At 63.5% G+C, this 25,359-nt stretch carries 21 protein-coding genes and 1 pseudogene; 12 read left to right on the forward strand and 10 right to left on the reverse strand.

Annotated elements, in window-relative coordinates; all coding sequences use genetic code 11:
- Positions 1-4: 4 nt before the first annotated feature.
- Positions 5-1,201: a glycosyltransferase gene (locus tag VKT51_12180; GenBank protein HLJ84922.1), complete on the forward strand. Its 1,197-nt coding sequence runs from the start codon at positions 5-7 to the stop codon at positions 1,199-1,201.
- Here VKT51_12180 and VKT51_12185 read toward each other — a convergent pair.
- Together VKT51_12185 and VKT51_12190 are read right to left on the reverse strand one after the other, a co-directional pair.
- Positions 1,165-2,025 (reverse strand): class I SAM-dependent methyltransferase, encoded by an 861-nt coding sequence (locus VKT51_12185; protein HLJ84923.1) that lies wholly within the window; start codon positions 2,023-2,025, stop codon positions 1,165-1,167. The two genes, VKT51_12180 and VKT51_12185, sit on opposite strands and share 37 nt — an antisense overlap.
- A complete protein-coding gene (locus VKT51_12190; GenBank protein HLJ84924.1) occupies positions 1,985-3,223 on the reverse strand; it encodes a DegT/DnrJ/EryC1/StrS family aminotransferase in 1,239 nt (412 codons plus the stop codon). Before VKT51_12190 ends, VKT51_12185 begins: the two co-directional genes overlap by 41 nt.
- 133 nt (positions 3,224-3,356) lie before the next feature.
- Here VKT51_12190 and VKT51_12195 point away from each other — a divergent pair, with 133 nt between their 5' ends.
- On the forward strand, positions 3,357-4,334 hold the full coding sequence (locus VKT51_12195; protein ID HLJ84925.1) for an NAD-dependent epimerase/dehydratase family protein: 978 nt from the start codon (positions 3,357-3,359) through the stop codon (positions 4,332-4,334).
- On the forward strand, positions 4,331-5,014 hold the full coding sequence (locus tag VKT51_12200; protein ID HLJ84926.1) for a class I SAM-dependent methyltransferase: 684 nt from the start codon (positions 4,331-4,333) through the stop codon (positions 5,012-5,014). Before VKT51_12195 ends, VKT51_12200 begins: the two co-directional genes overlap by 4 nt.
- A gap of 213 nt (positions 5,015-5,227) precedes the next feature.
- Here VKT51_12200 and VKT51_12205 read toward each other — a convergent pair.
- The 4 genes and pseudogenes from VKT51_12205 to metF form a co-directional block, all read right to left on the reverse strand.
- Positions 5,228-7,156, reverse strand: a pseudogene (locus VKT51_12205) (glycosyltransferase).
- A 164-nt stretch (positions 7,157-7,320) separates the two neighbouring features.
- Positions 7,321-9,090 (reverse strand): hypothetical protein, encoded by a 1,770-nt coding sequence (locus tag VKT51_12210; GenBank protein HLJ84927.1) that lies wholly within the window; start codon positions 9,088-9,090, stop codon positions 7,321-7,323.
- Positions 9,091-9,324: 234 nt separating this feature from the next.
- Positions 9,325-10,188, reverse strand: a complete 864-nt coding sequence (locus VKT51_12215) for a methyltransferase domain-containing protein (GenBank protein HLJ84928.1) — start codon at positions 10,186-10,188, stop codon at positions 9,325-9,327.
- A complete protein-coding gene (gene metF, locus VKT51_12220; protein ID HLJ84929.1) occupies positions 10,185-11,144 on the reverse strand; it encodes a methylenetetrahydrofolate reductase [NAD(P)H] in 960 nt (319 codons plus the stop codon). Before metF ends, VKT51_12215 begins: the two co-directional genes overlap by 4 nt.
- Positions 11,145-11,227: 83 nt before the next feature.
- Between metF and murJ the strand changes: the two genes are divergently transcribed.
- Genes murJ through rfbD form a run of 5 tightly spaced genes read left to right on the forward strand, consistent with a single transcriptional unit; the run spans position 11,228 to position 17,243 of the window.
- The gene (gene murJ / locus VKT51_12225; GenBank protein HLJ84930.1) at positions 11,228-12,841 is read left to right on the forward strand and encodes a murein biosynthesis integral membrane protein MurJ; all 1,614 of its coding nucleotides are present in this window, start codon (positions 11,228-11,230) and stop codon (positions 12,839-12,841) included.
- A complete protein-coding gene (locus tag VKT51_12230; GenBank protein ID HLJ84931.1) occupies positions 12,838-13,680 on the forward strand; it encodes a purine-nucleoside phosphorylase in 843 nt (280 codons plus the stop codon). The genes murJ and VKT51_12230 overlap by 4 nt, the downstream gene beginning before the upstream one ends.
- Before the next feature lie 26 nt (positions 13,681-13,706).
- A complete protein-coding gene (locus tag VKT51_12235) occupies positions 13,707-15,008 on the forward strand; it encodes a thymidine phosphorylase (GenBank protein ID HLJ84932.1) in 1,302 nt (433 codons plus the stop codon).
- Positions 15,005-16,360, forward strand: coding sequence for an O-antigen ligase family protein (locus VKT51_12240; protein HLJ84933.1), 1,356 nt, complete (start codon positions 15,005-15,007; stop codon positions 16,358-16,360). Before VKT51_12235 ends, VKT51_12240 begins: the two co-directional genes overlap by 4 nt.
- A 13-nt stretch (positions 16,361-16,373) precedes the next feature.
- A complete protein-coding gene (gene rfbD / locus VKT51_12245; protein ID HLJ84934.1) occupies positions 16,374-17,243 on the forward strand; it encodes a dTDP-4-dehydrorhamnose reductase in 870 nt (289 codons plus the stop codon).
- A 126-nt stretch (positions 17,244-17,369) separates the two neighbouring features.
- On the opposite strand, the gene VKT51_12250 is transcribed toward rfbD, so the two are convergent.
- Genes VKT51_12250 through VKT51_12260 form a run of 3 tightly spaced genes read right to left on the reverse strand, consistent with a single transcriptional unit; the run spans position 17,370 to position 21,357 of the window.
- On the reverse strand, positions 17,370-18,410 hold the full coding sequence (locus VKT51_12250; protein ID HLJ84935.1) for an NAD(P)-dependent oxidoreductase: 1,041 nt from the start codon (positions 18,408-18,410) through the stop codon (positions 17,370-17,372).
- Positions 18,411-18,425: 15 nt separating this feature from the next.
- Positions 18,426-20,120 (reverse strand): hypothetical protein, encoded by a 1,695-nt coding sequence (locus VKT51_12255; GenBank protein HLJ84936.1) that lies wholly within the window; start codon positions 20,118-20,120, stop codon positions 18,426-18,428.
- Positions 20,104-21,357, reverse strand: coding sequence for a PLP-dependent aminotransferase family protein (locus tag VKT51_12260; GenBank protein HLJ84937.1), 1,254 nt, complete (start codon positions 21,355-21,357; stop codon positions 20,104-20,106). The genes VKT51_12255 and VKT51_12260 overlap by 17 nt, the downstream gene beginning before the upstream one ends.
- A 106-nt stretch (positions 21,358-21,463) precedes the next feature.
- Between VKT51_12260 and larB the strand changes: the two genes are divergently transcribed.
- From larB to VKT51_12280, 4 genes are read left to right on the forward strand one after another with little or no spacing between them, the layout of a single operon-like run.
- Positions 21,464-22,243 (forward strand): nickel pincer cofactor biosynthesis protein LarB, encoded by a 780-nt coding sequence (gene larB / locus VKT51_12265; protein ID HLJ84938.1) that lies wholly within the window; start codon positions 21,464-21,466, stop codon positions 22,241-22,243.
- On the forward strand, positions 22,243-23,526 hold the full coding sequence (gene larC, locus VKT51_12270) for a nickel pincer cofactor biosynthesis protein LarC (protein ID HLJ84939.1): 1,284 nt from the start codon (positions 22,243-22,245) through the stop codon (positions 23,524-23,526). The genes larB and larC overlap by 1 nt, the downstream gene beginning before the upstream one ends.
- Before the next feature lie 29 nt (positions 23,527-23,555).
- Positions 23,556-24,344 (forward strand): ATP-dependent sacrificial sulfur transferase LarE, encoded by a 789-nt coding sequence (gene larE, locus VKT51_12275; protein HLJ84940.1) that lies wholly within the window; start codon positions 23,556-23,558, stop codon positions 24,342-24,344.
- Positions 24,345-24,386: 42 nt separating this feature from the next.
- A complete protein-coding gene (locus VKT51_12280) occupies positions 24,387-24,776 on the forward strand; it encodes a hypothetical protein (GenBank protein HLJ84941.1) in 390 nt (129 codons plus the stop codon).
- A gap of 88 nt (positions 24,777-24,864) precedes the next feature.
- Here the strand turns inward: VKT51_12280 and VKT51_12285 are convergent, their stop codons facing one another.
- Entirely contained in the window at positions 24,865-25,311 is a 447-nt protein-coding gene (locus VKT51_12285; protein HLJ84942.1) for a hypothetical protein, read from the reverse strand.
- Positions 25,312-25,359 lie beyond the last annotated feature (48 nt).

A 25,359-nucleotide genomic window follows, 5' to 3' on the forward strand; every position in this document is an offset into this window, starting at 1 on the left:
CATCGTGAAGGTCGCACTCGTCGGGGCGTTTCCTCCGCAGCAGAAGGGCGAGGCGTGGTATCTCGGTGAGTACGCGCTTGCGTTGCGCGAAGAGATCGGGCCCGAGTCCATTGTCGTGGTCTCACAATATACCGACGCGCCTTCGAAAGACTCGTGGCGCGATTTTGCGGTGGATCGCGCGATTCGCGATCGCAGCCTCGGCAGACCGTCGTATGCACCGCAGCGCGAACTCGTCGAAGCTGTGCTGCGTCACCGGCCGGACGTCGTCCATGTGACATACGGGCCGAATCAGGATTACGGCGGACGATTGGGCGAGCCGCTCGTCGAGGCGATCCGTCGGCTCCGCGCCGCTGGAATTCCAACGGTCATCACGTTGCACAGCCTCTGGCTGCCTGAAGACGTCAGATCCTCGCCGGCCGCGGGGCGCCTTCCGTCATTCCTGCGGCCGCTCGTCGTCGCATACTTCGGCCGGTTTATGCGCCGGCTCAACGCGGCCGCCGCGCGCATCCTCTGCCTCGCGGCCAACGAGAATTCTCCTATGACGCGCGCGCTCGGCGAAAGCTACCAGCTTAAAGATCTGGGAGAAGAAGTATTCGGCTGCTCGCCGCACTTCGTGCCTTTGCCGGCTACCGGCGCGCCGAAGATATTCGCATTCGGCTTCGTGCGACCGGATAAAGGCTTTGATGTCTTGCTGCGCGCGTTCGCGCAGTACGTGCGCGAGGGTGGGCAAGGCGATCTGCTCATCGCCGGAAGGCCGCAAGCAGCGGCGGACGAGTCTTATGCCGACGAGCTCGAGCAACTGGCGCGTGAAGTGCCCGCAGGCCGCTGTCGCTTCGAGCGGCGTTTTGTTCCCGATGACGAGCTTGAGCGCATGGTCGCCGACTCGAGCCTTGTCGTGCTGCCATATCTGCGCAACGTCGGCGCGAGCGGCCCGCTCCACATCGCCATCGCTGCTGGGCGGCCCATCATCGCGACGAGCGCCGGCCACAACGCCGCGCTCCGCTCGGTGATAGATCTCGTTGAACCGGGGGACCAAACCGCGATCGTCGCAGCGATGAAAGCCGCGCTCGCATCGCCGGATGCGCTAAGAGAGCGTGTGCAGAAAGTTGTCGATTTTGCGAATCGGCGCTCGTGGGCGGCGCTTGCGAAGACGAACGCAGCGATCTACGATGAGCTGCTCGGAATCTTTCGCACGCAATAAAGGTAGCTACGCCACCCCGGTCCGGCATCGTCGGTTTCTTTGAGCGCGACAACCGTGGCCCCAGAAGACCCTACGACCGTCCGGATCCGATCCGGCGACATGCCATGCATCTCGGCCACGCGACGTGGTAACGACGCCAACGTCACAAACGCCTCGGGAGGGTAGCGTAAGCGGCGATAGACATGCAACAGAGGTCGCGGGGCCCGGAACGCGAGCGGAGCTATGAATTCAGTCAGGCGCCGTTTAGCGGAGTAGGGTCCGGCGTCAGGCATCTGAAATGCGAGGGTTCCATTCGCTGCGAGCACTCGAAGAAGCTCCGCGATGTAACGGATGGCCGACTCGGTCTCGAGATGTTGCAACGTTATGTTCGTATAGACAAACGTGAAGGCTCCGGAAGGATACGCAACAAGGTCGTCAGTTTCGTTGACGGTCCAACGGATATTGTGGTGATCTCGATTGCGATCAACGGCCGCGTCGATCATGGCCGCAGATATGTCTATGCCGTCGCATTGTTCAAAGCGCTTCGCGAGCGCGCGCGTAAGCCTTCCGATTCCGCAGCCGAAATCCAGCGCTCGTTCGCGGACCGGGTTGATGCCGGCATTGGCCATGAATTCGAATAGGGCCGTGACCTCAGCTTCACCGGTCGCAAAAAAAGCGGCCTCGTCCCAGCGATTGCCGATTTTGTCTGGCCGCGACAGAATCGTCCACATCGGGTCCAGCGCAGCAAGGTCATCCCACATCTTCTTTTGCGCGGAGAATCGCGATCCAGCCGAGGTCACCGAGTTAACCGCCAGATGCCATGCTGCGCCATGTCTGATCTTCAAGGATTTGCGCCACTCGCAAGACTGCCTCTTCGGTCATTCCGTCATGACACCCGATATAAAAGCCTCGCGCACCCAGGCTCTCCGCAACAGGGCATCCGTCGATCTCATCTTGCGTCCAGACATTCGCGTATGCCGGCTGTTGCAGTATCGGCAGCATCGGGCGGGTTTCTATTCCGGAACATTCAAGATGGGATATCAACGTCCCGACGTCGACATGCGCGGCGACGACGATGGGATACATCATGTACGAATGTTCGGTACCGTCGCGCTCTCTTGGCAATTGAACGAGTCCTTCCGACTCCAAAGGCGCCAGCGCGGCTGAAAGCCGCGCTGCAGCCGACTGGTGACCTCGTACAATTTCCGGCAGCTCCTCGAGTGCTGCACAGCCCAATGCGGCCTCCAATTCGGTCGCCCTGTATGAGTAACCGATGTGGTGGTACAGAAACCTGCGAGAAACGACCTCGGCCAACGTGTCGCGATCTTCGACGTCATCGTCGTCGATGCTCGTGTACGCAGTATCGCGCCCATGGTTGACGAGACTTCGGATAAGCTGCGCAAGCGAAGGATCACTTGTTGTCGCCAAGCCGCCGACACCGGTCGAGAGATGGTGCGCGGCATATGTCGAAAAGCAGGCCACGTTTCCCCAGGACCCGACGGCACGACCACTCGTCCGTACGAGCACTGCTTCGGCCGAGTCCTCGATGACCGACAGGTCGTGACGCTCGGCTATAGGCGCGATGCGCGCCATGTCCGCAGGCTGGCCGAACGCATGAACCGGGATGATAGCGCGCGTTCGCGATGTTATTCGCGCCTCGATCTTTTCCGGATCTAACAGGTAATAGTCCGGATCCACGTCGACCAGGACCGGTTTCAGCCGGTTGTGCAGCGCCGTGTTGATCGTGGCGACAAATGTCAGCGCCGGAACGAGCACCTCGTCGCCGTCCGTGAGACGGCGCGAAATGCGAATCGCATCAAGGGCGACTTGCAGTGCGCTTGTGCCGCTATTGCAGAAGATACCGAAATCCGCGCCGTGCATCGCGGAGAACTCTTGCTCGAAGCGACGGCTAAACGGCCCGTACGTCAAGCGGTTTGAGCGCAGAACTTCTAAAACGTTCGCGATTGCGAGCGGGCTGATCGTGGGGTTGCCGACGCCGATCGTGTGCGCAAGGACCGTTGGAAGGAGTTGTCGCCTTGGCATGTCACCGATCCGTTCCGCGTTTCTGGCGCTCTGACGAATGCGGATCTTGGCAGGCTACGCTCAAGCCCGCGGAGGATTCAACCGAAATCGACGCTGCGCCTCCGAATACCACCCTCATCAGGAAGGTTGAAGATTGAACGCTCCCGATCTCCGAAGTTTGCGCGGCGCGCGCGCAGTCGTGACCGGCGGCGCCGGCTTCTTGGGTTCCCATATGGTCGACGCGTTGGTCGACGCCGGAGCCGATGTCATCGCTTTCGATAGCCTCGCGGAGGGCGCGCGCGAGAACGTCAACCCGGCCGCGCGTCTGATCGTCGGAGATATCCGCGACGATATCGCATTGCGCGACGCGGTCGCGGGCGCGGACTATCTGCTGCATTTCGGCGCTATCGCGAGCGTGCCGCGCGCATCGCAGGACCCCGCGTTGTCCTACGACATCAACACCATGGGCACGGTCCACGTTCTCGACGCACTGAGGCGCCACGCTCCCAAAGCCACGATGGTGCTTGCTTCGTCCGCGTCGGTGTACGGCAACAGCGCGACGCCGATCCGTTTCGAAGAGACGGCCCCGACCATCGCGCCTTCGCCATACGCTTCGACAAAACTGCTCGCAGAAGCGGCCGTCGACGATTTCACGCGCAACTTCGGCGTGGACGGGCGCGTCGTCCGCTTCACGAACGTCATCGGGCCGCGCGCACCGCGCTACATCCTTTTCGATCTCTATCGAAAAGTGCGCGCCGCGACCGATCACATCGAGCTGCTGGGGAGCGGCAATCAACAGCGCGATTTCTTGTACTGCACGGATGCGGCGGCCGCCGTGCTGGCGGTAATCGCAGTGAATAATCCGCCGCACCGCATCTATAACGTGCCGGGCAAACAGCCAATCACGGTTCGGGCGTTCGCGGAGCGCGTGGCCGCGATCATGGGCAAGCCGTACCTGCGCATCGAGACGAGCGGCGCGACGTGGCTCGGCGACGTGGACTATCTGCTCGCCAACGACACGCGGATCCGCGAAGTGATCGGATTGCCGGAGGTCAGCCTCGACGAGGGCATCAAGCGCTTCGTTGCTTGGATGGATGCGCGCATGCCGGCGGTGGGCGCACAAGGCGCGTGAAGACGTTCGAGCGCGACTACTTCGAGAAGACCTCCACCTATGGAAAGTCCGGCGGGTATGCGGGGATGTCGCAAACCGTCCTTGCGTTCTATCGGGAATACGCTCGGTTGGCGGTGCGCGCGGTGCCGGCGATCGCCATCGGCCGCGGCAAGACGATGCTGGAGGTGGGTTGCGCGCTCGGCTACGGAATAGCGGTGTTCAAAGACTTCGGCTATGATATCTACGGTACCGACATCTCCGAATACGCCGTGGAGCGTGCGATCGCAGACGGCGGCGAGCCAAAAAGATTCGCCGTCGCCGACGCACAGGCGCCGAATCCATTTCAGAAACGCTTCGATCTGGTCGTATCGCTGCAAGTCGTGGAGCACTTGCCGGACGAAGGCGCGGGAGTCAGATGTCTGGCCGACGCGGTGAACGAGGGCGGGCATCTCGTGCTCGCCACGCCGAACCCGGCGTCGGTGAGCTGGTATCGCCGATATCAGGCGGATCCGACGCACGTCAACGAGCATCCACCCGAACATTGGACCGCGCTGATCGAACGATCAGGTCTTGAGATCGTCAGCGCGGGCACGTACCACGTCCTGCCCGTTCTGCACAAGTGGCTCGGCTTGCACTACTACGCCGTTCCCCGCTGGCTGGGTTACGACACCCTCATCGTAGCTCGCAGGCCGGCGCCTTGACCCCGGACGTTCGACACACAGTCTGAGGACGGTGGCCAGCGATCCGGCGATTTCGCGCGATCCCATCTTCGATGCACCGGTGTGCCGATCCGTGAACGTGATCGGCACTTCGATGATGAGCGCGCCCGCGCGCGTCGCCCGGTGTAAGATCTCGACCAACGCGTCGAATCCCTGACTGAACAAACCGGCGCTATCGAGGCCGTCGTACACCGAACTGCGATAAAGTCGATAGCCCGACGTGCAATCGTGGACGGGTAAGCGCAGTGCTGTCCGGATGAACGCGTTGGCCAATCTGCTGTGCACCCTGCGCCACAGCGGCCAGCCTTGCGTTTGACCTCCAGACACATAGCGCGACCCGATCACGATATCTGCGCCTTCGTCCGCGCAGGCGAGCATGGCGCCCAAGCGCGACGGATCGTGGCTCATGTCGGCGTCGATCGAGCCGATCATGCCGTAGCCGAGACGGCGAGCATAGCGAAATCCCGAATGATACGCCGAGCCCAATCCGAGTTTGGTGCGCCGATGCACCACGTGCACGCGCGAGGTCGCGTGACTGTATGCATCCGCGACTGCGCCGGTACCATCCGGGCTATTGTCGTCGACGACGACCACGTCGATCCTGTCGCTGGCCGCCAAGATCGCATCCAAGAGCGGCGTGAGATTTGAGAATTCATTATAGGTGGGCAACACGATCATCGCTCGGTCGACGCTCACGGCCGTGGGCACCGCAGGACCGACGATGCGTTCGTCGGCCGGCGGCGACGGCGCAAGGCCGTGCGCGCGGGAAGCGGCAACGCGTTCGAGCTCGGTCTCGAAGCGCTCTGAAAGTCGAGGCCACGAATAACTGCCCGCCACGAGAGCGCGCCCGGCAGCGCCTAAGCGTTCGCGTTCGTGCGCGTCGTCGACGAGGCGCACCACGCTCTCGACGAACAGCGGGTCGTCAAGACCTTCGACGAGCACGACCTGATCGGTCACCGCCTCGCGGACGCCCGGCAGATTCGTCGCGATCACGGGTTTCGCCATCGCCATATATTCGAAGAGCTTCAGCGGCGACGACGGCCGCGTGGTGCCTGTGTTCGGAAACGGCAGAATCGCGAGGTCGCAGCCGGCGATGAACTCCGGCATCGCGTCATACGGCTGATAGCCTTCGAATCGGCAATAGCGGTCGAGGTTGCGGGCGCGAAGTTCGGCCTTGAAGCGCTTGGCCGCCCCTCCATCGCCGACGAAGACAAATTCCGCGCGATCGCCGAGGCGTTCGGCGATCTTCTCGATCGCATCGGCGAGATGGTCGATCCCGGCCCACGCCTCCAGACGGCCCGTGTACAGAATGCTGTATGGTGCATTGCCGCGTCTCGGCGGTCGGCGCTCCGGCGGGGTGAACAGCTCGACGTCGGCGCCATTCGCGATCGTGGTGATCGGCGCGCGCGCGCCGAGATGGCGGATGTATTTCGACAGCTCGTCCGTGATGGAGATGATCGATGAAGCACTGCGCGCGACGAATGATTCGATCGTCCGGAGGGCACGTTCGAGACCGCCGCCGTGCTTGGCGCCCGCCGTCTCCAAAGCGAGCGGCGTCCATGCATCTGGATAATCGAGGACGATGGGGATCCGACAATATCGTGCGGCCAGCGTGCCGACGACTCCCGTGATGAATGACGGATGACCGACGATGACGACATCCGGTTTTTTCGCGCGCAGGATACGGATGGCCTCGATCGTGAGCACCGGAATCGTCAGCGCGTAGGCCAACGGCAAAAGGACGTGATTCGGAAATAGGCTGTGCAATGCGTCGGGCACGACGAGATAGGAACCATGTATGTCGCCGACGCGCAGCGGCTTAGCCGGCGGCGAAAAGTTGACGGCGTAGCTCTTGAGCGAGTCCTCGCAGAGACCCGTCATGCAGCGCAACGGCGGAGTCACGACGATGTCGCAATCCCAACGCTTCAGGTTTTCGACAAGATGGAAGAGCCGCCGGTCGGAGCTCATGTACGGCGGGAAATATTCCGCGAAGACGACCGCTTTGCGTTTGGCGGAATCGGCCAATGAGCGTCCTCCGACGAAGTGATAAATCTGGAGAGCAGGCAAGCGGTGCGCTTTTTTCGTTCTTACGCGGTGCTTGCTGCTGCTCCTTGGACGACGCATTGCGGCTACGATATGTGAGCACTACACAAAAACCGAAACGAGAGGCGCGTTAAAGCAGCAGCATCTGCACAGCAAGTCGAGCCGTGTTAGATGAATGCAGAGTGAAATATCGAGGGCGGCACTTGCGTGCCGCCCTTTTGTAGCGGATGGTTGCGTTTGAGGCGCTAGTGAGGTGTCGTGCCTGGAACGTGGAGTTCAGCAGGTGTCGGCACGTGCGGCACCTTCATCTTGCGCAGCTGCGCCTCTCTCGCAAGATTGTACTTGATCGTCGCGTGTTCTTTTGCGAGCTTGTCTGCGGTAAGCATGCGATTGGCCAAATCCGTTCGCATGCGTCTATCCTGCGCGATGAGGCTAGCCGCTGACTGCTCTTTCACCCGAGCCGTTTGCATCATGAAATGAGCGAGGGCCGGCAACGTACGAGCATCCGGCAGACGCGCTTCGTTGTCGAATACCGGTTTCGCGACAATACGATAATCGAACGCGATGTTCGATGATCCGCCGTGCTCGCGGACGTAGAAACCGGCATGCGTCTTGCCGGTGACGTAAAGGCCCTGCGTGTCGCCTTGGGGTGTCACGAAAACGAGATAGTTCACATTCGGGTCGATCGTCGCGCCAAAGGCGTGATCGATCGGCACGTACGCGGAGCCGCCGACAAGATTCCCCTCGCCGACGTCTTCGATCGTAGGCCGCGTTTCGCGAGAACCGTAGGCGATTTCAGCAGATCCGCCTTGCGTGCGTGTTGCGATGAGCGGCGACCCGAACTGTGTGATACTACCTGCCGCAACGGCCGAACCGTCGCCGGCGACGGAGAATAGGGGAGTAAAGCCAGATCCAAGGGCCTCGAACACGGGCTCTAGGCTGCTGTTTGAGTTTGCCGCGTAGGCTATGAGTGCCGGATTGCCCGTAGAACCAGTCTCGAATTCACCGCCAATGTATCCGTTGCTGTACCCCAACGATCCGATATAAGTCGAGCTAATCGCCTCGACGCCGTACCCGTTGATCGTCGAACCGTACGCGCCGGCGTCGAACGAACCCGGATTTGGATCGTTATCAACGCCCTTTGTGCCGTACTGTATTGTAGCGCCCGTGGCAGACGAATCGTTGTTCGTTATTCCAATCACGCCGCTGCCCGCAAGAGCCGTGCCGCTTGCCGCGCCCGATTGACCTGTGAGTCCGGTGCCGTAGGTTGAATAGCCGAAGACGCCCGAGTTTGTGGTTCCAGCGGTGTCGCTGCTTGCATCCACGCCCTCAACGCCGTACGCTGAGTATCCCGACGAGTGCGGGTCGTTGAACGTGTAACTGTAGATGCCATCGAGGGTGGAGCTGGCGAAATAGCCGCCATAGGAGAGAGACGAGGATGAGTACAGACCGTAACCGCCCGATCCGCTCGCGTTGAAATTGCCGCCGTATCCAAGCGATCCAGTCCCCGAGCCGGTGATGCCGTAGCCCGCCGTCGTCGTCCCCATGACGCCGGCGTTAGACGTGCTGGTTCCGGAGAGGTCTTGCCCGAGCACACCGGCCACCGTTGCCCCGGTGTACGGCGTCTGTCCGATCACGCCGTAGCCGCGATACGAATATCCGACTAGAGCAGTGGCGGTGCCGCTGGACGGCTGCGCGATGCCGATGACCGCGTTGCCGCTCGGTGCGACCGTGTAGCCGAAGATGGCGTTGTCGAACGTCGCGCTGGCGTTGGTGACAAAGCCTTCGATCGCCGTCGCATTGTTCTGTCCGCCGACAACGCCTTGCACGGCGTACGCGTCGACGTTGTCGACAAATTGCGTCTGCCCAGCCACGGTGAGATTAGGATTGGCGCGGCCGCGCGCAACGGCCGGTACGATGAACGCCGCGGCGCAGACCGCGCCGGCCGTCACCGCGACGAAAAGCGCCGTGCGGCCACGATGACCGCTCAACCGGCGCAGAAAAGAACTACGCATAACCTTGAGCCCTCCCAGACTTTCAACAGCAAAACACGACTCGCCGGCACTTTGTACAAAGTGCCGGTGAGAGGTGACCTAAGCAAGTTTTTCTATCAGCCATCACCTTGTCGAAAGGCGCGGGAAACCGCCGATTCGATGGTGCTTACGAGCGGCTCACGTGGCGCCGTAGAGACATCCTCGAACATATGTTTGACCCCGGCGCGAAGGAACCATCTTTTCCATATGACGTTCCTACGCGGCGTTGTGCGTTCGTTCGAGTACCAAGGCGAATTGCAAATAGCAGATGGGCGAGACCTTGTGAGCGCCGTCAATTATATAGAAGATCGGACGAAGTCCGGCTCCCATCGCCGGCGCGGCGACACGGCGCACGAAGGCCTGCGGATCGTAGTGACGGCCAAAACGATTTGAATAACCGAACGCCGCGATGAAGTATGCGCCGTCGTCTATCGGTCCGACGCCCTCTGGACCGTACGGATCACTCAAGACGAAGTAGTCCTGGTGAACGTAGAGAGGCTGGATCGCCACTCTGCCGCCGGGTTTGAGAACGCGAGCTGCTTCGCGGACGAATCGCGTGTCCGCGTCACCTTCGAAGTGCTCAAACGAACAATGAAGCGTCATGCCGTCTGCGAAGGCGTCCGGCAGATCCATCGCGGCGGCGTCACCGCCGAGGACGTCGCCGCGCAATCCTTGCGGATACGAAAGGTCCTGCGCAATGCAGCGCCGGCCGGTGGCGCGCACGATCGAGGGGAAGTGCGATCGGCACGACGCGACATCGATCACCGTTCCGCCAGTAGGCGTTTCGAGGAGATCCCACGAGACCTGATGCTCGAGAATCTTCTCGTCGCGCGAGACGACGTATGCAAACGCCGGATATCGACCTTTCTGTTCCCATTCGCGCATGCGGTGGGGATCGACGTCGTAGCGCCGGACCTCGACCTCCGGTGCGAGCGAGCGCAGCCGGGCGACGATTCCCTCGACATCCAGCGGCGGAATCGCGTACGGCGTTCCCGGGTGCTTCGCCAGATAGCGCCGCTGCATCGCGCGGCTGTACAGCGACGAAACGCCTTTGCGCAAATAATAAGGAAGAGTCGTCAATAGACCGGACCTTCGCGCGCGATGAGGGCGGCCTCGGCCTCGCGCTCGGGCGCATCGAGATAGCGGCGCCCCGCTGCTCGCTCCCACGGCCGATCGGCGAGCAATGCGGATACGACGGCCCGCGCCGCCGGCGATTTGTTCAGCGTGTAGAAATGGATCGCAGGTACGCCGCGCTCCAAGAGATCGACGCACTGGAGAGTGGCGTATGCGACGCCGAGTTCGGCCACGGCCTCCGGTTCATCTTTGCGCGCATCGAGCTCGGCGCGGAGCCGGGCCGGGATCGTGGCGCCGCACCTGCTCGTGAACCGCGCGACTTGATCCGCGTTGGTGATGGGCATGATGCCGGGGATGATCGGGATCTCGATGCCGGCTTCGCGCGCGCGCTCCACGTACGCGAAGTAGCGCTCGTTGTCAAAGAAGAGCTGCGTGATCAAGAATTTCGCCCCGGCATCGACTTTCACGCGCGTATACCGGAGGTCAGCCTCAGCGCTAGCCGACTCCACGTGCCTCTCGGGATAACACGCGCCGCCCACGCAGAAATCGTAGTTCTTGCTGACGAGTTCGACGAGATCCGAACCGTGCGAAAGGCCGCCCGGTGTCGGCGTGAATGCCGCGGCGCCTTTCGGCGGATCGCCGCGCAAGGCGAGCACGTTTTCAATGCCGGCGTCGGCGACTTCATCCAGCACGCTGCGAAGACCCGACACGTCCGCTCCCACGCATGTGAGGTGGGCCATCGTCTCCACGCCGAGGTCGTTCTTGATCGAGCGCGTCACTTCGACCGTCCGCGCGCGGGTGCTGCCGCCGGCGCCGTACGTCACGGAGACGAACGCAGGCGCTAGCGGGCGAAGCACTTCAACGGTTTTGAGGAGCCTCGCGACGCCGTCGTCGCTCTGCGGCGGGAAAAACTCGAACGAGAAGCTCGGGCGACGGCTCTGCAAAATGGCGTCGATCTTCACCAGGGCCGTAGAATTACGGGCCTGCCGCAATCGTTCCCCCGCGGTAGGCGTCGTCGCCCGACTTTGAGAAACGCCCCAAGCACATGGCAACCGCCAAGCGTCCGGCGCTCGTCGTGCCGCGACAAGACCGAGCCGGTCGTAGCGTGGCATCGAGCACGATCGCGGTCATGTCGGCCACGCTGGTGAGCATGCTGCTCGGCTTCGGCCGCGAGATGGTCAACGCGCGCTACTTCGGCGAGCGCTGGGAACTCGACTCGTTTCTGATCGCAGCGATCATCCCAACGATGGTGTTCGGCGTTTTCAACGGCGCGCTCGTCAGCGCGCTCGTGCCGGTCCTCAGCGGCTACTTCGCGTCCGACGAAGCCGAAGAGGCGTGGCGCTTGTCAAGCACGGTCATCAACATGCTGCTCATCGTGCTCTCGGTCTGCGCGATCGTGGGCTGGTTCGCTGCGCCGTACATCGTATCGGTATTCGGATTTCCGCCGGGCCAGTCCGGCCAGACGACGCACATGACGCAGATCATGATGCCGACGATCATCGCGACGTCGATCGCCGGCGTCGTGCAGGCGCTGCTCAACGCGCAGCAGCGCTTCAAGGCGGCGAGCCTGCAGGGGATGGCGCTCAACGTCTGCGCGATCGCGGCCGTGCTCTGGCTCTTCCCGCGCTACGGCATTTACGCGCTCGTCTTCGGCACAGCTGCGGGCGCCGTCGCGCAGCTGCTCGTGCAGCTGCCGAGCTATTTCCGCCGTTGCGTCTACCGGCCGATCATCGATTTCAACCATCCAGGTCTGCGCAGTCTCTTCGTCATCCTCGGTCCGATCGTCGTCGGCTCGGCTGTCGGCCAGGCGAATCTGCTCTTCGATAAATACTTCGCGGCGAGTCTGCCCAACGGCGCGATCGCCGCGATGCAATACGCCACAAAGGTCGTGGGCTTTCCGCAGCAGTTGTTCGCGGCGGCGATCGCGACGGTGATCTTCCCGATCCTTTCGGCGCAATTCGCAAGCAAAGAGCTGCCGTCGCTCAGGCTGACCGCCTCGACCGGTCTGCGCATGACGGCGCTCATCACGCTGCCGGCGGCGCTCGGTTTGATCGTGCTCGCGCAGCCCGTCATCAGCGTGCTCTTCGAACGGGGCGAGTTCACGCACGGCGACCTCGTGCGCACGGCCGGCGCGATGCAGTTCTACGCCGTCGGACTGCTGGGGCTTGCGGCAAGCATCGTGCTGACGCGCTGTTTCTTCGCCATGCGCGACTCGCGGACGCCTGTGATCGTGGCAACCTCGGTGATGGTCCTCAACGTCGTCTGTTCGGCGCTGCTGGTACGGCCATTCGGCGTCAACGGACTCGCGTCGGCGAATTCGCTCGCGTCGCTTGCCGAAGCAGCGGTGCTGTTCGGAATCTTGCGCACTCGCGTCGGCTCGGGCGACAGCGATGCAGTGGGTTCACCCGTGTGGCGTGTCGTGGTCGCATCCGGCGCGATGGCTGTGGTGGCTTACGCGCTCAACAGCATTCTCTGGCATGACGCGGGCACGATCTGGCAGCATGTCGCCACGCTTTCCGTTGACATCGTCGCGGCCGGCGCGACGTTCCTCGCGGTCGGAACGCTGCTGCGCGTGAAAGAACTCGCACAGCTCCTCGCGGTGATGGCGGATTATGTCGGCCGCCGCGCGGCATCCGCTGCTAGACAAGGAAAATCTTGAGTTCGCTCACGCATAACGTCACCCTTAACGTCAACTTCATCAGCAAGCACACGCGGCTCAAGCCGAAGATCTCGGTGATCCTCGGATCCGGGTTAGGCGGACTCGCCGATTCGCTCACCGACGCGGTGGCTTTCGGCTATCACGAGTTGCCGCACTTCCCCGCGACGACCGTGGCGGGACATCGCGGCCGGCTGATCGTGGGGCGGCTCGAAGGCAGACCAGTCGCGCTCTTCGACGGACGCATCCATTTCTACGAAGGCCATCCCATGTGGCAAGTCGCGTTTCCGGTGTACGTCGCGCACAAGATGGGCGCGACGGCATTGATCGTCACGAACGCCGCGGGCGGCATCAATCCGGCGTTCTCGCCCGGCACGATCATGTTGATCCGCGATCACATCAACTTGACGGGGACGAGCCCGCTGATCGGGCCGAACGCGCCCGAACTCGGTCCGCGGTTTCCGTCCATGCGCGACGCGTACGATTCCGGTTTACGCGAAAGCGCGCGCCGCGTCGCCGCGGCAGCGGGCATCGCGGTTGCGGAAGGCGTCTACGTCGCCATGATCGGGCCGCAATATGAGACCGACGCCGAACTCCGCATGCTTGCGCATCTGGGTGCAGACGCAGTCGGCATGTCGACCGTGCCGGAAGTCATCGCCGCGCGGCATGCAGGCATGCGATCGCTTGGGATATCCGTGATTGCGAACGCGGCCGTGCCCGACGCTTCGACGTGCGGGCACCTCGAAGAACCGACGCACGAGTCGGTGCAGGAGGTCGTGCGCGGTGCGTCCGGCGACGTGCTCGCGCTCGTGCGCGGCGTCGTCGGCGCGCTCGAAGGTTGAACATCTCGAATTCAGATGCGCGGCGCATGGCCGACGCAAAAGCGGCCGGAGGCGAACATACGCCGGCAGACATCGCCGCACTGGTCCGTGCGTACGTCAGCGATGAGATCGGTGACGACGCGATGACAGAATGGCTGCGCGCCGTCTGCGCGCGCGGCATGACGCTGCGCGAGACGATCGCGCTCACGCAGGCAATGGCGGACTCAGGCGAACGCATCGCATGGAGCGCCGCCGACGGCAACGTGGTCGACAAGCATTCGACGGGCGGCGTGGGCGATGCGGTCTCGCTGGTGGCCGTTCCGCTTGCCGCGGCCTGCGGTGTCCGCGTTGCAAAGCTCTCCGGCCGTGCGCTCGGCCATACCGGCGGCACGCTCGACAAGCTCGAGTGCGTGCCCGGAACGCGCGTCGGACTTACGATTCCGGAATTTCGCGATCAAGTGCGTCGCGTCGGCTGCGCGATCGCAGCTGCCAGCGAGCGGTTGGCGCCCGCCGACAGGAAGATGTATGCGCTGCGGCACCGTACGGACACGGTCGCGAGCATCCCGCTGATCGCGGCGTCCGTGATGTCCAAAAAAATCGCGGCCGGCGCACCGGCAATCGTTCTCGACGTCAAGGTCGGCAACGGCGCGTTCTTCCGCGACGTCGACGAGGGCAGAGAACTTGCCCGTACGATGACGCAGATCGGCGCGGCTATGGGTCGCCGTATGCGCGTGCTCCTCACGTCGATGGATGAACCGCTCGCGGACGCGGCCGGCGATGCGCTCGAATTGGATCAGGCGCTTCTCGTGTTGGAGGGCGGCGGAGGAGCGCGTCTGCGCGAGGCGTCGCGCCTGATCGCGGCCGCTCTGCTCGAAGCCGGCGGCGCCGCGGAGAGCGAAGAGGCAATGGTCCGGGTCGACGAAGCGTTACGGGATGGCGCCGCGCGGTCGAAATTTTCGGAGATGCTCGGCGCGCAGGGCGGCCGGTTGGACCGGTTCGACCGGACGTTTGCCGAAGGTTACGCAGTCGGGGCACAGGCGTCAGGAGTCGTGGGCCGGATCAACACGCGGGCCGTCGGCGAGATCGTCGCTGAAGCCAAGTCACGCGCACCTTCGCATGCATCACCGCGGATCGGCGTGCGTTTTATGCGCCGCCCAGGAGACGAGGTCCGCGAAGGTGAGCCGATCATGCGCTTTATCGCCGCGGAACCCGACGCGGGCATCGTGCGTTTGCTTGAACAGACGTATCAGGTGGGTACGACACCGCCAAAGCGCCAACCGTTGGTATTGGGCGTCGTACAATCCGACGGAGCGGCCGAATTGAAGACAGCTGGGTTCGACGTTCGATGACCGATGCGCTGCCACTCACGTTGCCCGTCGCCGCGGCTATGGCCGCATGCGGCTTGGCGGTAGCGATCGCTTCGTATCGTCTTCCTTGGACTTCAGGCGCCGCGATCGCCGCAACGGCGCCGTTCGCGTGGTATCACACGCTTGGCCCCACGCTCATGACCCTGCCGAAGGCCGTCTTCGCTGGAGCGCTCGCCGGCGTGCTGCTGCGGGCCGCGCTCGATTCGTCTGAACGCGAAGGCATGCGCGGCGCGCTCTTCGCAGACCGCGCGCCCTTGGTGCTCGTGGCATTCGCGGCATTCGGACTCATCAGCATCGCATGGGCCGCCGGACGAGCAGACGCCGTACGCGACGCATTGCATTGGACGTGGTATGCGGGCGCGTTCTGTCTTACCGCGGCGACCGTGCGATCGTCGAGTGATGCGATGCGCGTCGCCGTGGTCTTCCTCGGTTCGAGCGTCATCGTGGGGCTTGATGGTCTGTGGCAGACGTTCGCCGGCGCGCCCGACGTTTTTCGCGCCACCGACGGACTGCTCGTGCAGCGCGTCACGTCGACGCTCGAGGGCCCGAACCAATTCGGCGCTTATCTGGAGACGGTGATCCCGATCTTATTGGCGATATTGCTCTTCTCGCGCGTGAGCAGGCTCGCGTTTATCGCCGGCACGCTCTTGCTCGGGCTGCTCACCTCGGATCTGATCCTCACCTTTTCGCGCGGTGCGTTCTGGGCGTGCGCCGCGGGCGTCTGCGTCGTCGTCGCTGCCTATATCTGGGCCAAGCGCTACGCCGATTCCGTCACTGTCTCGTCGTTGCCGAAGCGCGGCGCGGTCGTCGCCGCGTCGGTCGCGCTCTTCGTGATTCCGGTGGCCGGCGCGAACATACCGCTCGACGGCCTTCGCCACGAACTTCTCGCCACGCCGTCTGCGACGTATTCCATGGCTGCGCGCGCGCAGCTGTGGCAGTGCGCAGAATCGTTGATCGCGACTGCGCCGCTCAAAGGCTACGGTGCCGGTAATTTCGCCGACGCGAACGCGCGCTGCGCGAACGCACCGCGGACGGCGTGGCACGGCAACGCGAACCAACTCTATTTGGAGACAGCAGTGGATCTCGGTGTCGTCGGGCTTGCGATGCTGATCGCATTTCTGAGCTTGATGTTGTTGCGCGCGCGATCCGCCGAATTGTGGGCAAGCCCCGTGGCGGTCGGTGCGTACGGCGCTCTGTTCGCGCTCTGTCTTCATGGGCTCGTGGACGACGTGTTCACGTTTCCGAAGATGGCTTTGCCATTTTTCGTGGCGATAGCGCTGATACCGGCGATGCGCAGGGCACCCGAACCGCGCCCGTTGCCGCTGCCGTTATGACCGGAGCTACGCGTTGCGCGTAGCCGTGATCGGCGCGGGCGGCCAGGTCGGCACCGAGGTCGTTCGCGCCGCTCGCGCGGCCGGCTTCGAGGTCCTCGCTCTTTCGCACGAGCAGAGTCCCGTCGAAGATCGCGCCGCGTTGGATGAAGCGCTCTCGCCGCTGGCGCCCGGCGACGTCGTCGTGAACACCGCCGCGTTTCACCGGACCGATGCTTGCGAAGACCATCCTGAAGAAGCACTTGCGATCAACGCCGTGGGAGCGCGAAACGCGGCGCTCAGCGCGCACGCGCGCGGCGCGGCGATCGTCTATTATTCGAGCGACTACGTGTTTGACGGCGCGCAGTGGGCGCGGCCGTACGTGGAACGCGATCTCGCGTCGCCGATCAATTCGTACGGCGTGTCGAAGCTCGCGGGCGAGACGTTCGTCAGACTCGCCAACTCGCAGGCCTTCGTGCTTCGGATCGCGTCGGTGTTCGGCGTGGCCGGTTCGAGCGGCAAGGGCGGAAATTTCGTCGAGACGATGCTTGCCAAAGCGCGCCGCGGCGAGAAGATCGAAGTGGTCGACGACATCGTCATGACGCCGACGTATGCGGCCGATGCAGCCGACCTCACCGTTGCGCTTCTTGCGCGCCGGGCAACGCCGGGCACGTATCATCTGACGAACGCAGGCGCTTGTTCGTGGTACGAGTTCGCAACGGCGATCATCGGCAGCGCAGGTCTTGATGCGGATATCACCGCGGTCGCGAGTGCATCCATGCCGACAGCCGCGCGGCGGCCTGCATACTCGGCGCTGGCAAGCGAGCGCCTTTCCTCGTTCGGCCTTTCAGCGCGCCCCTGGCGCGATGCGTTGACCGACTACCTGCGCGCCCGCGGCCATCTGTAAAGAAGATTGCTTTCTTTCTGAAGGGGCCGACGTCAGTCGGCCCAAGCGAACGAACGTGGGCCGACTGACGTCGGCCCCTTCAGATATTTAGAACGCGGGCCGACTGACGTCGGCCCCTTCAGAAATTTAGGCGGGCCGGCGCGCGCTTTCCCAGACAGACGCAAACGGGCTGTGCTCTTCCACGATCTCATCGAGCAGCGTCATCCACGCGATATTGTAGTAGCGCGGATGCGCAAGCAGCGTGGGCTCAGTCACCGGCAGCGACGATAAGAGTTTTTCGATCGATTCAAGCACCGTGATGCTCGGCGTGAAGCCGATCCGTTCGGTCAGCTTGCGATTCGTGCATCGATAGTCGCGGTTGATCGCGGGGACCGGCGCCGTCTCGAGACTGGCTTGCCGGCCCATGATCGAAAGCGATCCAGTGACGAGCATGGCGAGCTGGCGGATCTGGAAGTTGTCGTGCACCACGTTGAAGATCTGCTGCGCCACGGCATCTGCCGGCGCTTCAAGACATCGTACGTGCGCTTCTGCGACGTCGTTGACGTCGACGAGCGGGCGCCACATCCAGCCGCCGCCGTGCAGATAAAGGGCGCCGCGCAGGAGCGCGTCTTTGATGAACGTGTTGACGACGAGATCCAGACGCAGACGGCTGCTGAAGCCGTAGACTGTGCCCTGGCGGAGAATGACCGGCTCGAAGTCGGGCCCGGCCGCTCGCAGCAGCCGCGCTTCGGCTTCGTGTTTGGAGCGCGAGTAAGCGCCGCGCGGATCGACGGCCGTGTTCTCGTCAAAAACGCCTTCGCCAAGTCCGTCGTAGATCGATGCGCTCGATCCGAACGTGAAGCGCCGGATACCGCGCTGCTTGCACGCGAGCGCGAGCGTTTCTGTCGCGATCGCGTTCATCTCCCAGTTCGCGCTCGGATTGTACTCGGCCGTTGGATCGTTTGAAAGTCCGGCGAGATGAGCGACGGCATCGATGTCGGCAAATGCCGTGTCGGGAACGTCGCGCACGTCGGCTTGCACCAGCTCCACGCGATCGGCGAGGTGCTTGAGCGGCGCTCTTCCCCAGTAGAGGCGGTCGAGGATGCGTACGCTGTGCCCGCTCTTGAGCAGCCGCTCGCAAAGGACGACGCCGATGTAGCCGGCGCCGCCGGTGACGAGGACTTTCATGCTATCAGATCCGCCTCACGGGAATATCTGCACGCCAAACGCGCCGAAGCGCTGGCCTTCAAAGCCGAAACTGTATGACCTGCTGAGCTGCAGCGAGAGCGATGGCGTCAGGCGGAATCGCACGAGCGCGCTGACGCCCCACGGCTGCGCGATGGCGCCGTTCGGCGAGTCGGAACCGGCTGTCTGATGGACGGCGTTGAGATCGAGCGCAAACGCGTTTGGATTCGTGTAGAAGACGGCGAATTGCTGATCGTTGAACACCGTGCGGTATCCGACGCCGGGCAGACCGGCCATCGGGCTGGGGTAACCGTCATGCGTCGGCTGCAGGTTTTCCGAGATGCTCGTGCTGACGAACGAGTTCCACACATGCGCGAGACTCGCGCTATACGTCTCTGCGAACTGCGTGTGCGCGAGCGTCTCGTGCAAATCGTGGTAGTCCGCCGAAAGCGTCACGCTGGAACCGGGGCCGACCGAAAACGCCGACGTGGTGGTGTAGAGCTCGAGCGCCGTGTGCCAGATCGATCGTGGGAGTTGGAGCGGTTGAGGAGCTAGCCGGCAAGGCGGATGCGGACACGGCGGCGGCGGCGGAAATACGAACGGGTCGAATTCGGATTGCGTGGAGGCATAGCCGACGCCCCACTCGCTTCGCAAGTGATAATAGAGCAGCGAGCCGAGCCCGCGTGAGCCGACTTGCTGATCGTAGCTCTGCCAGCCTATATGCGAACCGCGCTGACCGACTCCTGAGAACGATTGCGCAGCCAATTCCAAATACGAGCGGTGTATCGAGTCGCGGAGATCGTAGCCTTGCGCGGTTCCAAAGCCCGTGGTCGCGTTTGCGGTGTACGACTGCACCGTATGATCGTTGACGTCGTCCGACCAGGTGAATGCGCCGTTGTGGCGCGGCCCGTTCAGCGGCGCGAGCGATGCCAAGACGTAGGCGCGCTGACCGTCGACGATGTTCTCCGAGATGCCGGCGCCGAGTTTGACGACGGGATCGTAGAAGAAGTGCGCGCTCTGGATCGAGTTGCGTGTGCTGCCGAACGTGATCGGCACGTCTTCGCCGTTCGTGTTGATGTTGCTCGTGTTGTATCCCGGATCGGACGCAAACGTGTAGACGTAGGAGGGCAGACTGACGGGCCGGCCGCCCGGCACGAGCACCGTCGTGCGTTCGAGCCGTACGTCCGCGCCCAAATGCGCGACCGCGCGCGGTGCAAGCGCAAACGGCAGCTCGCCCGAGACATCCGGCAAGGCTAGCGGCTGCGCGGGCAACGCGGTAGGATCAAGCTGCGCATCGACGTTCGGACCGTCGACCGCCGTGCGCACCGCAGTGGGCACAAGCGAGACGAACAACCCGCGATGGGTCGTGAGATCGACGCCCATCGCAGCTCCGGTCACCGCAGCTGCAGTACCATGCGCTTGAGTCACGATGACGTCACCGGCAGCGACGTAGCGATTGGAACGTAGGTCGACGACGATACGATCCGCGCTGACGTGCAGCACACCGTCGTCAAGGCGCGCCCCGCCGCGGGCGTCGAGGACGACATGCCCGGCGAAGAACTCCACCGTACCGCCCGACACGCTCACTGCGGGATGGCTCGTCGCCGCGCGCGCGGGCGAGCCGCACAATGCCAAGAGAGACGTCAGCGTCAGAATCGCCGCCGGCCCCGCCGTCGGATGAAGTATCCGGAGCGACTTACGAGAGTCGGCCACTCAAGGACGCTTTGACGAGCGCGCCGAGCCGGGCAATACCGGTCGCGATCTGTTCGTCCGTTCCATTGGAGAAGTTCAAGCGCATGGTGTTGCGCACGTCGGCATTGACCCAGAATGGCGCGCCCGGCACGAATGCGACTTTCTGTTCCGACGCGTGCGCGAGAAGTCGCTGCGTGTCGATGCTTTCGGGCATGCGGGCCCAGAGGAATAAACCGCCGTCCGGTCGCGTCCATGTCGTGCCGGCCGGCATGTGCTCGGCCAGCGCTTCGAGCATCACGTTGCGGCGTCGCGCGTAGACCGGCAGCATCTCCTGGACATGGTCTTCGAATTGGCTTCCCTTGCGCGCATATGCGAAGACGGCGCGCTGCGTGAAAGACGACGTGTGCAGATCGGCTGCCTGTTTCGCGGGTACGATCTTTTCGTAGAGCGCGCGATCTTTGGTCACGAGCCACGCAACGCGCATGCCAGGCGCGATCGTCTTGCTGACCGTGCTCATGTAGATGCAGCCGTCACCGCCGGCAAGCGCGTTGATGGCGGCGATATGGATCCCGGAATAGCGCAACCGGCCATACGGATCGTCTTCGAAGATCGGCACACCGTAGCGTGCGCAGAGCTTGATGACCGCTTTGCGCCGCGCCAATGCGAGCGTGATGCCGCTCGGATTTTGGAAATTGGGCACGAGGTAGAGCAGCTTCGGTCTCGTGCGCGCGCGCTCGCACTCGTGCAGAACGCGCTCGAGATCGTCGACGAGAATGCCGTCGTCGTCGGTCTTGACGGTCACGTAGCGGGCTTCGTACGCATCGAACGCCTGAATCGCGCCGAGGTATGCGGGGCTTTCGATGATGACCGTGTCGCCGGGATCGAGCAGCACTTTGCCGATGAGATCCAAGCCTTGCTGCGATCCGCTCACGATGAGGATGTCATCGGAAGTGCACTCAACCCCGATCGTCTCGTGCAGATACGTCGCGATCCACTCGCGCAGCGGCGGATAGCCCTCGGTGACGCTGTATTGGAGGGCGGCCGGCCCCTGCGTCTCCAGCACCTCTTGGCACGCGAGTTCGAACTGTTTGACGGGAAAGAGTTCCGGCGCAGGAAGTCCGCCGGCGAACGAGATGACGTCGGGCATCTCGGTGACTTTGAGAATTTCGCGAATGGCGCTTGCCTTGAGGCCGGCCATGCGTTTTGCGAAGCGAAAGACAGAGGCGTTTTCCGGCGAGCCGGGCGCGGCTAAAGACATGACGACCGCTTCACCAGGACGCCGCGGATTCCCGCGTTCTCCTTTGCCATACGACACGCGTCTTCGCGAGGGGGCAGCGTTGATCCAAAGGCGAATCGCGGACGCTGTGCCCGACGAACTCCGCTCCACCCTCGAACGCATTCTCGAGTCCGTTCGCGAAGGCGAAATTTCAGTCAACGAAGCGGTCGCCGCATTCGGCGCGCGCGACGCGGGCGACGGATTGGAATTCGCAACGCTCGATCATCTGCGCGCGGCGCGCACCGGATTCCCCGAGGTGATCTACTGCCCCGGCAAGACGCCCGAGCAAGTCGGCGCGATCGCGCTGGCGATGTTGAGCCGCGGCGCGACCGTGCTCGCCACGCGCGCGGCCCGCGAACACTTCGAGGCAGTCCGAGCGCTCGCGCCCGACGCGCGTTACGAGAGCGACGCGCACATCATCGCCATCGAACGCGAGCCGCTTCCGCGCCTCGGCAGCGTGTGTGTCGTCTCGGCCGGCACAGCCGACCGAAACGTGGCCGCCGAGGCCGCGGTCTGCCTCGACGTCATGGGCAATGCCGTCGCGCGCGTGGACGACGTCGGCGTCGCGGGACTCCATCGCGTCCTCGGCCACATCGGCGCGCTGCGAAGCGCGAACGTCATCGTCGCCGTCGCCGGCATGGACGGCGCGCTGCCCGGCGTCATCGCCGGCCTGACGGACAAACCCGTGATCGCAGTTCCGACGAGCGTCGGGTACGGCGCGTCGTTCGGCGGTCTTGCGGCGCTGTTGACCATGCTCAACGCGTGCGCCGGCGGCGTGGCCGTCGTGAACATCGACAATGGCTTCGGCGCCGCGTGCGTCGCATCGCGCATCAATCTTTCTGCCGCCGCCATGACGGATCGCGCATAGTGCGCATCGCGTACTTCGACTGTTTCGCCGGCGCGAGCGGGAACATGATCCTCGGATCGCTCGTGGATGCGGGCTTGAGCCTCGATGCGCTCGAGCGCGAACTCCGTCGCCTTCCCGTGAGCGGTTGGACGATGAACGCGAGGCCGGTTCATAAGCGCGGATTGGGTGCGCTGTACTTGGACGTGAGCGTTCCGGGCGAAGATCACGATCACGACCACGATCACGATCATCATCATGCCGGTCACGAGGGTGACGCAGCGGACCACGAACACGGACCGCATCGCACGCTTGCGGACGTGTTGGCAGTCATTCGCGGCGGTGCGCTGCCCGAGGCGGTCGAGAAGACCGCGCGTGCGATCTTCCATCGTCTCGGTGAAGCGGAAGCGCGCGTGCATCGCAAGCCGCTGAGCGAGATCGCTTTCCACGAGGTCGGACAGATAGACGCGATCGTGGACATCGTCGGCGCCGCCCTCGGCCTCTACATGCTCGATATCGACCAAGTCCATTGTTCGCCGCTGCCCTGCGGTCACGGAACGATCTCGTCTGCGCACGGGCGATTGCCGTCACCGGCGCCGGCCACGATGGAATTGCTGCGCGGCGCTCCGACGTACGACGTGGATGTGGATGGCGAACTCGTCACGCCGACGGGCGCGGCGATCCTGACAACGGTAGCGACGTTTGCGCCCCGCCCGCCCATGACGGTACGCGCGATCGGCTACGGAAGCGGACGTTCGGACTTCCCGTTCGCTAACGTGTTGCGCGTGATCATCGGCGACGTGGCGGCGGCGCCCAGCGCAGGAACGGCGGCCTCGCCGGACGCGGTCGAACAGATCGAGACGAACATCGACGACATGAATCCGCAGGCGTACGAACACGTCTTCGAGCGGCTGTTCGCTGCCGGCGCGCTCGATGTGTGGACGACGCCCGCCCACATGAAGAAGGGCAGGCCCGGCATACTCCTCACCGCGCTCGCGCCGGCCGAACGCGCCGAAGCGGTGATCGCTTCGCTGCTGACCGAGACGACCTCGATCGGCATTCGTCATTGGACGGCACGGCGCGCCGTAAGTGCGCGCAGCATCCACACGATCGAGACCGGCATCGGCGCGATTCGCGTGAAGGTCGTGCAGACGCCCGCCGGACCGCGCGCGCGCCCGGAGTACGACGACGTCAAGGCGATCGCGCACCGCGACGGCACGGCGCTCGTCGACGTGATGCGCGTCGCCGAACGCGCGGCAGATGAATGGCTTACGGCCAACCCGCCGACGGTCGCGGAAGATCGCTGAGGTGAAGAAGTTGCTCCAGGTCGCGGCAGATGCCTGAGGCCGAGCTTCGATCCGCCATCCGCGGCCTTGGGAGTGCTGTCATCGCTTACTCCGGTGGTGTGGATAGCGCTGTCGCGCTCGCGATTTGCGTGCAAGAGCTTGGCGCATCGGCGCTCGGCGTCACCGGTGTATCGCCTTCGATGGCCCGCGGCGAACTCGAGGCGGCGGTTGCGGTCGGGCGCGCGATCGGTGCTCGCCATGAAATACTTGAGACGCGCGAGTTCGACGAAGTGAAATATCGCGCGAACGAACGCGACCGATGCTATCATTGCAAGCACGAATTGTTCTCACGATTGCGCGCGCTCGCAGACGAGCGCGGAATCGCGCACGTCGTCGACGGTTTCAACGCGGACGACGGCATCGCGGCGCTGGACGTGCGGCCGGGTCGCGGGGCCGCGCGCGCGCTCGGCGTTCGCAGCCCGCTCGCCGAGACCGGCTTCAGCAAATCCGACGTCCGCGCGCTTGCGAAAAAACTCGGCCTGTCGGTATGGGAAAAACCGGCGACGCCGTGCCTCTCATCGCGAGTTCCGTACGGCACGCGGATCGAGGAGACGGACTTGCGCCGGATCGACCTGGCGGAAAGCTATCTGCGCGCATCGGGTTTCCCGGTCGTGCGCGTAAGGCACTACGGAACGCTGGCGCGCGTGGAGGTCCCGGTCGCGGATGTCAATCGGCTCAGCGAGATGCGTTCGCGCGTCGAACGCGCCTTCGCGGACGTCGGGTATATGCAGCTAGAGATCGATGCTCGCGGCTATCGCACCGGCTCGCTCAACGAATAAAATGTAGGGCGGACCTTTATGGTCCGCCTCTAGGCGGGACTCATGGCTTGGAGATTTGCGGAAGAAGGCTTGCAGCGGAACCTCACTGCCTGCGAGCGCCGCATACTTGACGCTCTTCTCTCAAATTCATTTCCTGGATCGAACGAGTTGCGACAACAGCTCGTCGACCCAGGCATGAGCGTGACGAGTCTTGGGGAGATATTGAGATTTGACTTCCACTTGCCAAACACGCCCCGTGCCAATGTGGAATTTCAAGTTCCGGTCGAAGCCACGTCTCATGACGTTGATGGGATCCAAATAAATTTTGCGCTGCATGTTGTTCACGGTCGGTTATCTGAACTAGAAATCTATCGGATCGACGGCAGCCCAATGGAGTGTGAGCCCGGTATCGAGAAAATGAAAGAAATTGTTTCGCCGCCATATGACCAGTGAGGCGGACCATAAAGGTCCGCCCCACATTGAGATCGCCCCACATGAGGCTCCGTCCCTCGTAGTAGGGCAAACATCGCTTGCCCAATGGTCAGAAGATATCGACCACCGTGGCCCCGGCGGAAGAGAACGCGCCGCGCAGCGCTTCGGCTTGGCCGTCGTCGGCGCGGTACCCGGCGACCGTTCTGCCCGCTTCGACCGCGACCGCATAATCGTCGGTGCGGCCGTCAGGTACGTTCAGCTCGGCGAGATAGTCGTTGATCGAATCGCCGTACACCACGTCGCCGCCGCCCGAACCTGAGAGTCCGGGCACGCTGATGTTGAGGCCATCCGCGGAGCTGAGCGATCCACCGCCGGCCATCGTCCGGTTGACATCGCCGATCCACGTGCACTTGACGCCGCTCTCGCAGATATCGGTAGGGATATCTTCGTTGCAGAGCACGTGCGCGCGCGAGACGTCATGACCCGCTGCGTTCAAATTCTCGATGAGCTTGGAGACGCTCGAATGATCCGGAAAAATCCCTACGACGGTTGCCACGATTGAGCCCTCAATGGACAAGCAGCGAACCGCACTTGGTCCGCGGAG

The organism is Candidatus Eremiobacteraceae bacterium (genome assembly GCA_035295225.1).
In the GTDB taxonomy this organism is placed as follows: domain Bacteria; phylum Vulcanimicrobiota; class Vulcanimicrobiia; order Eremiobacterales; family Eremiobacteraceae; genus JABCYQ01.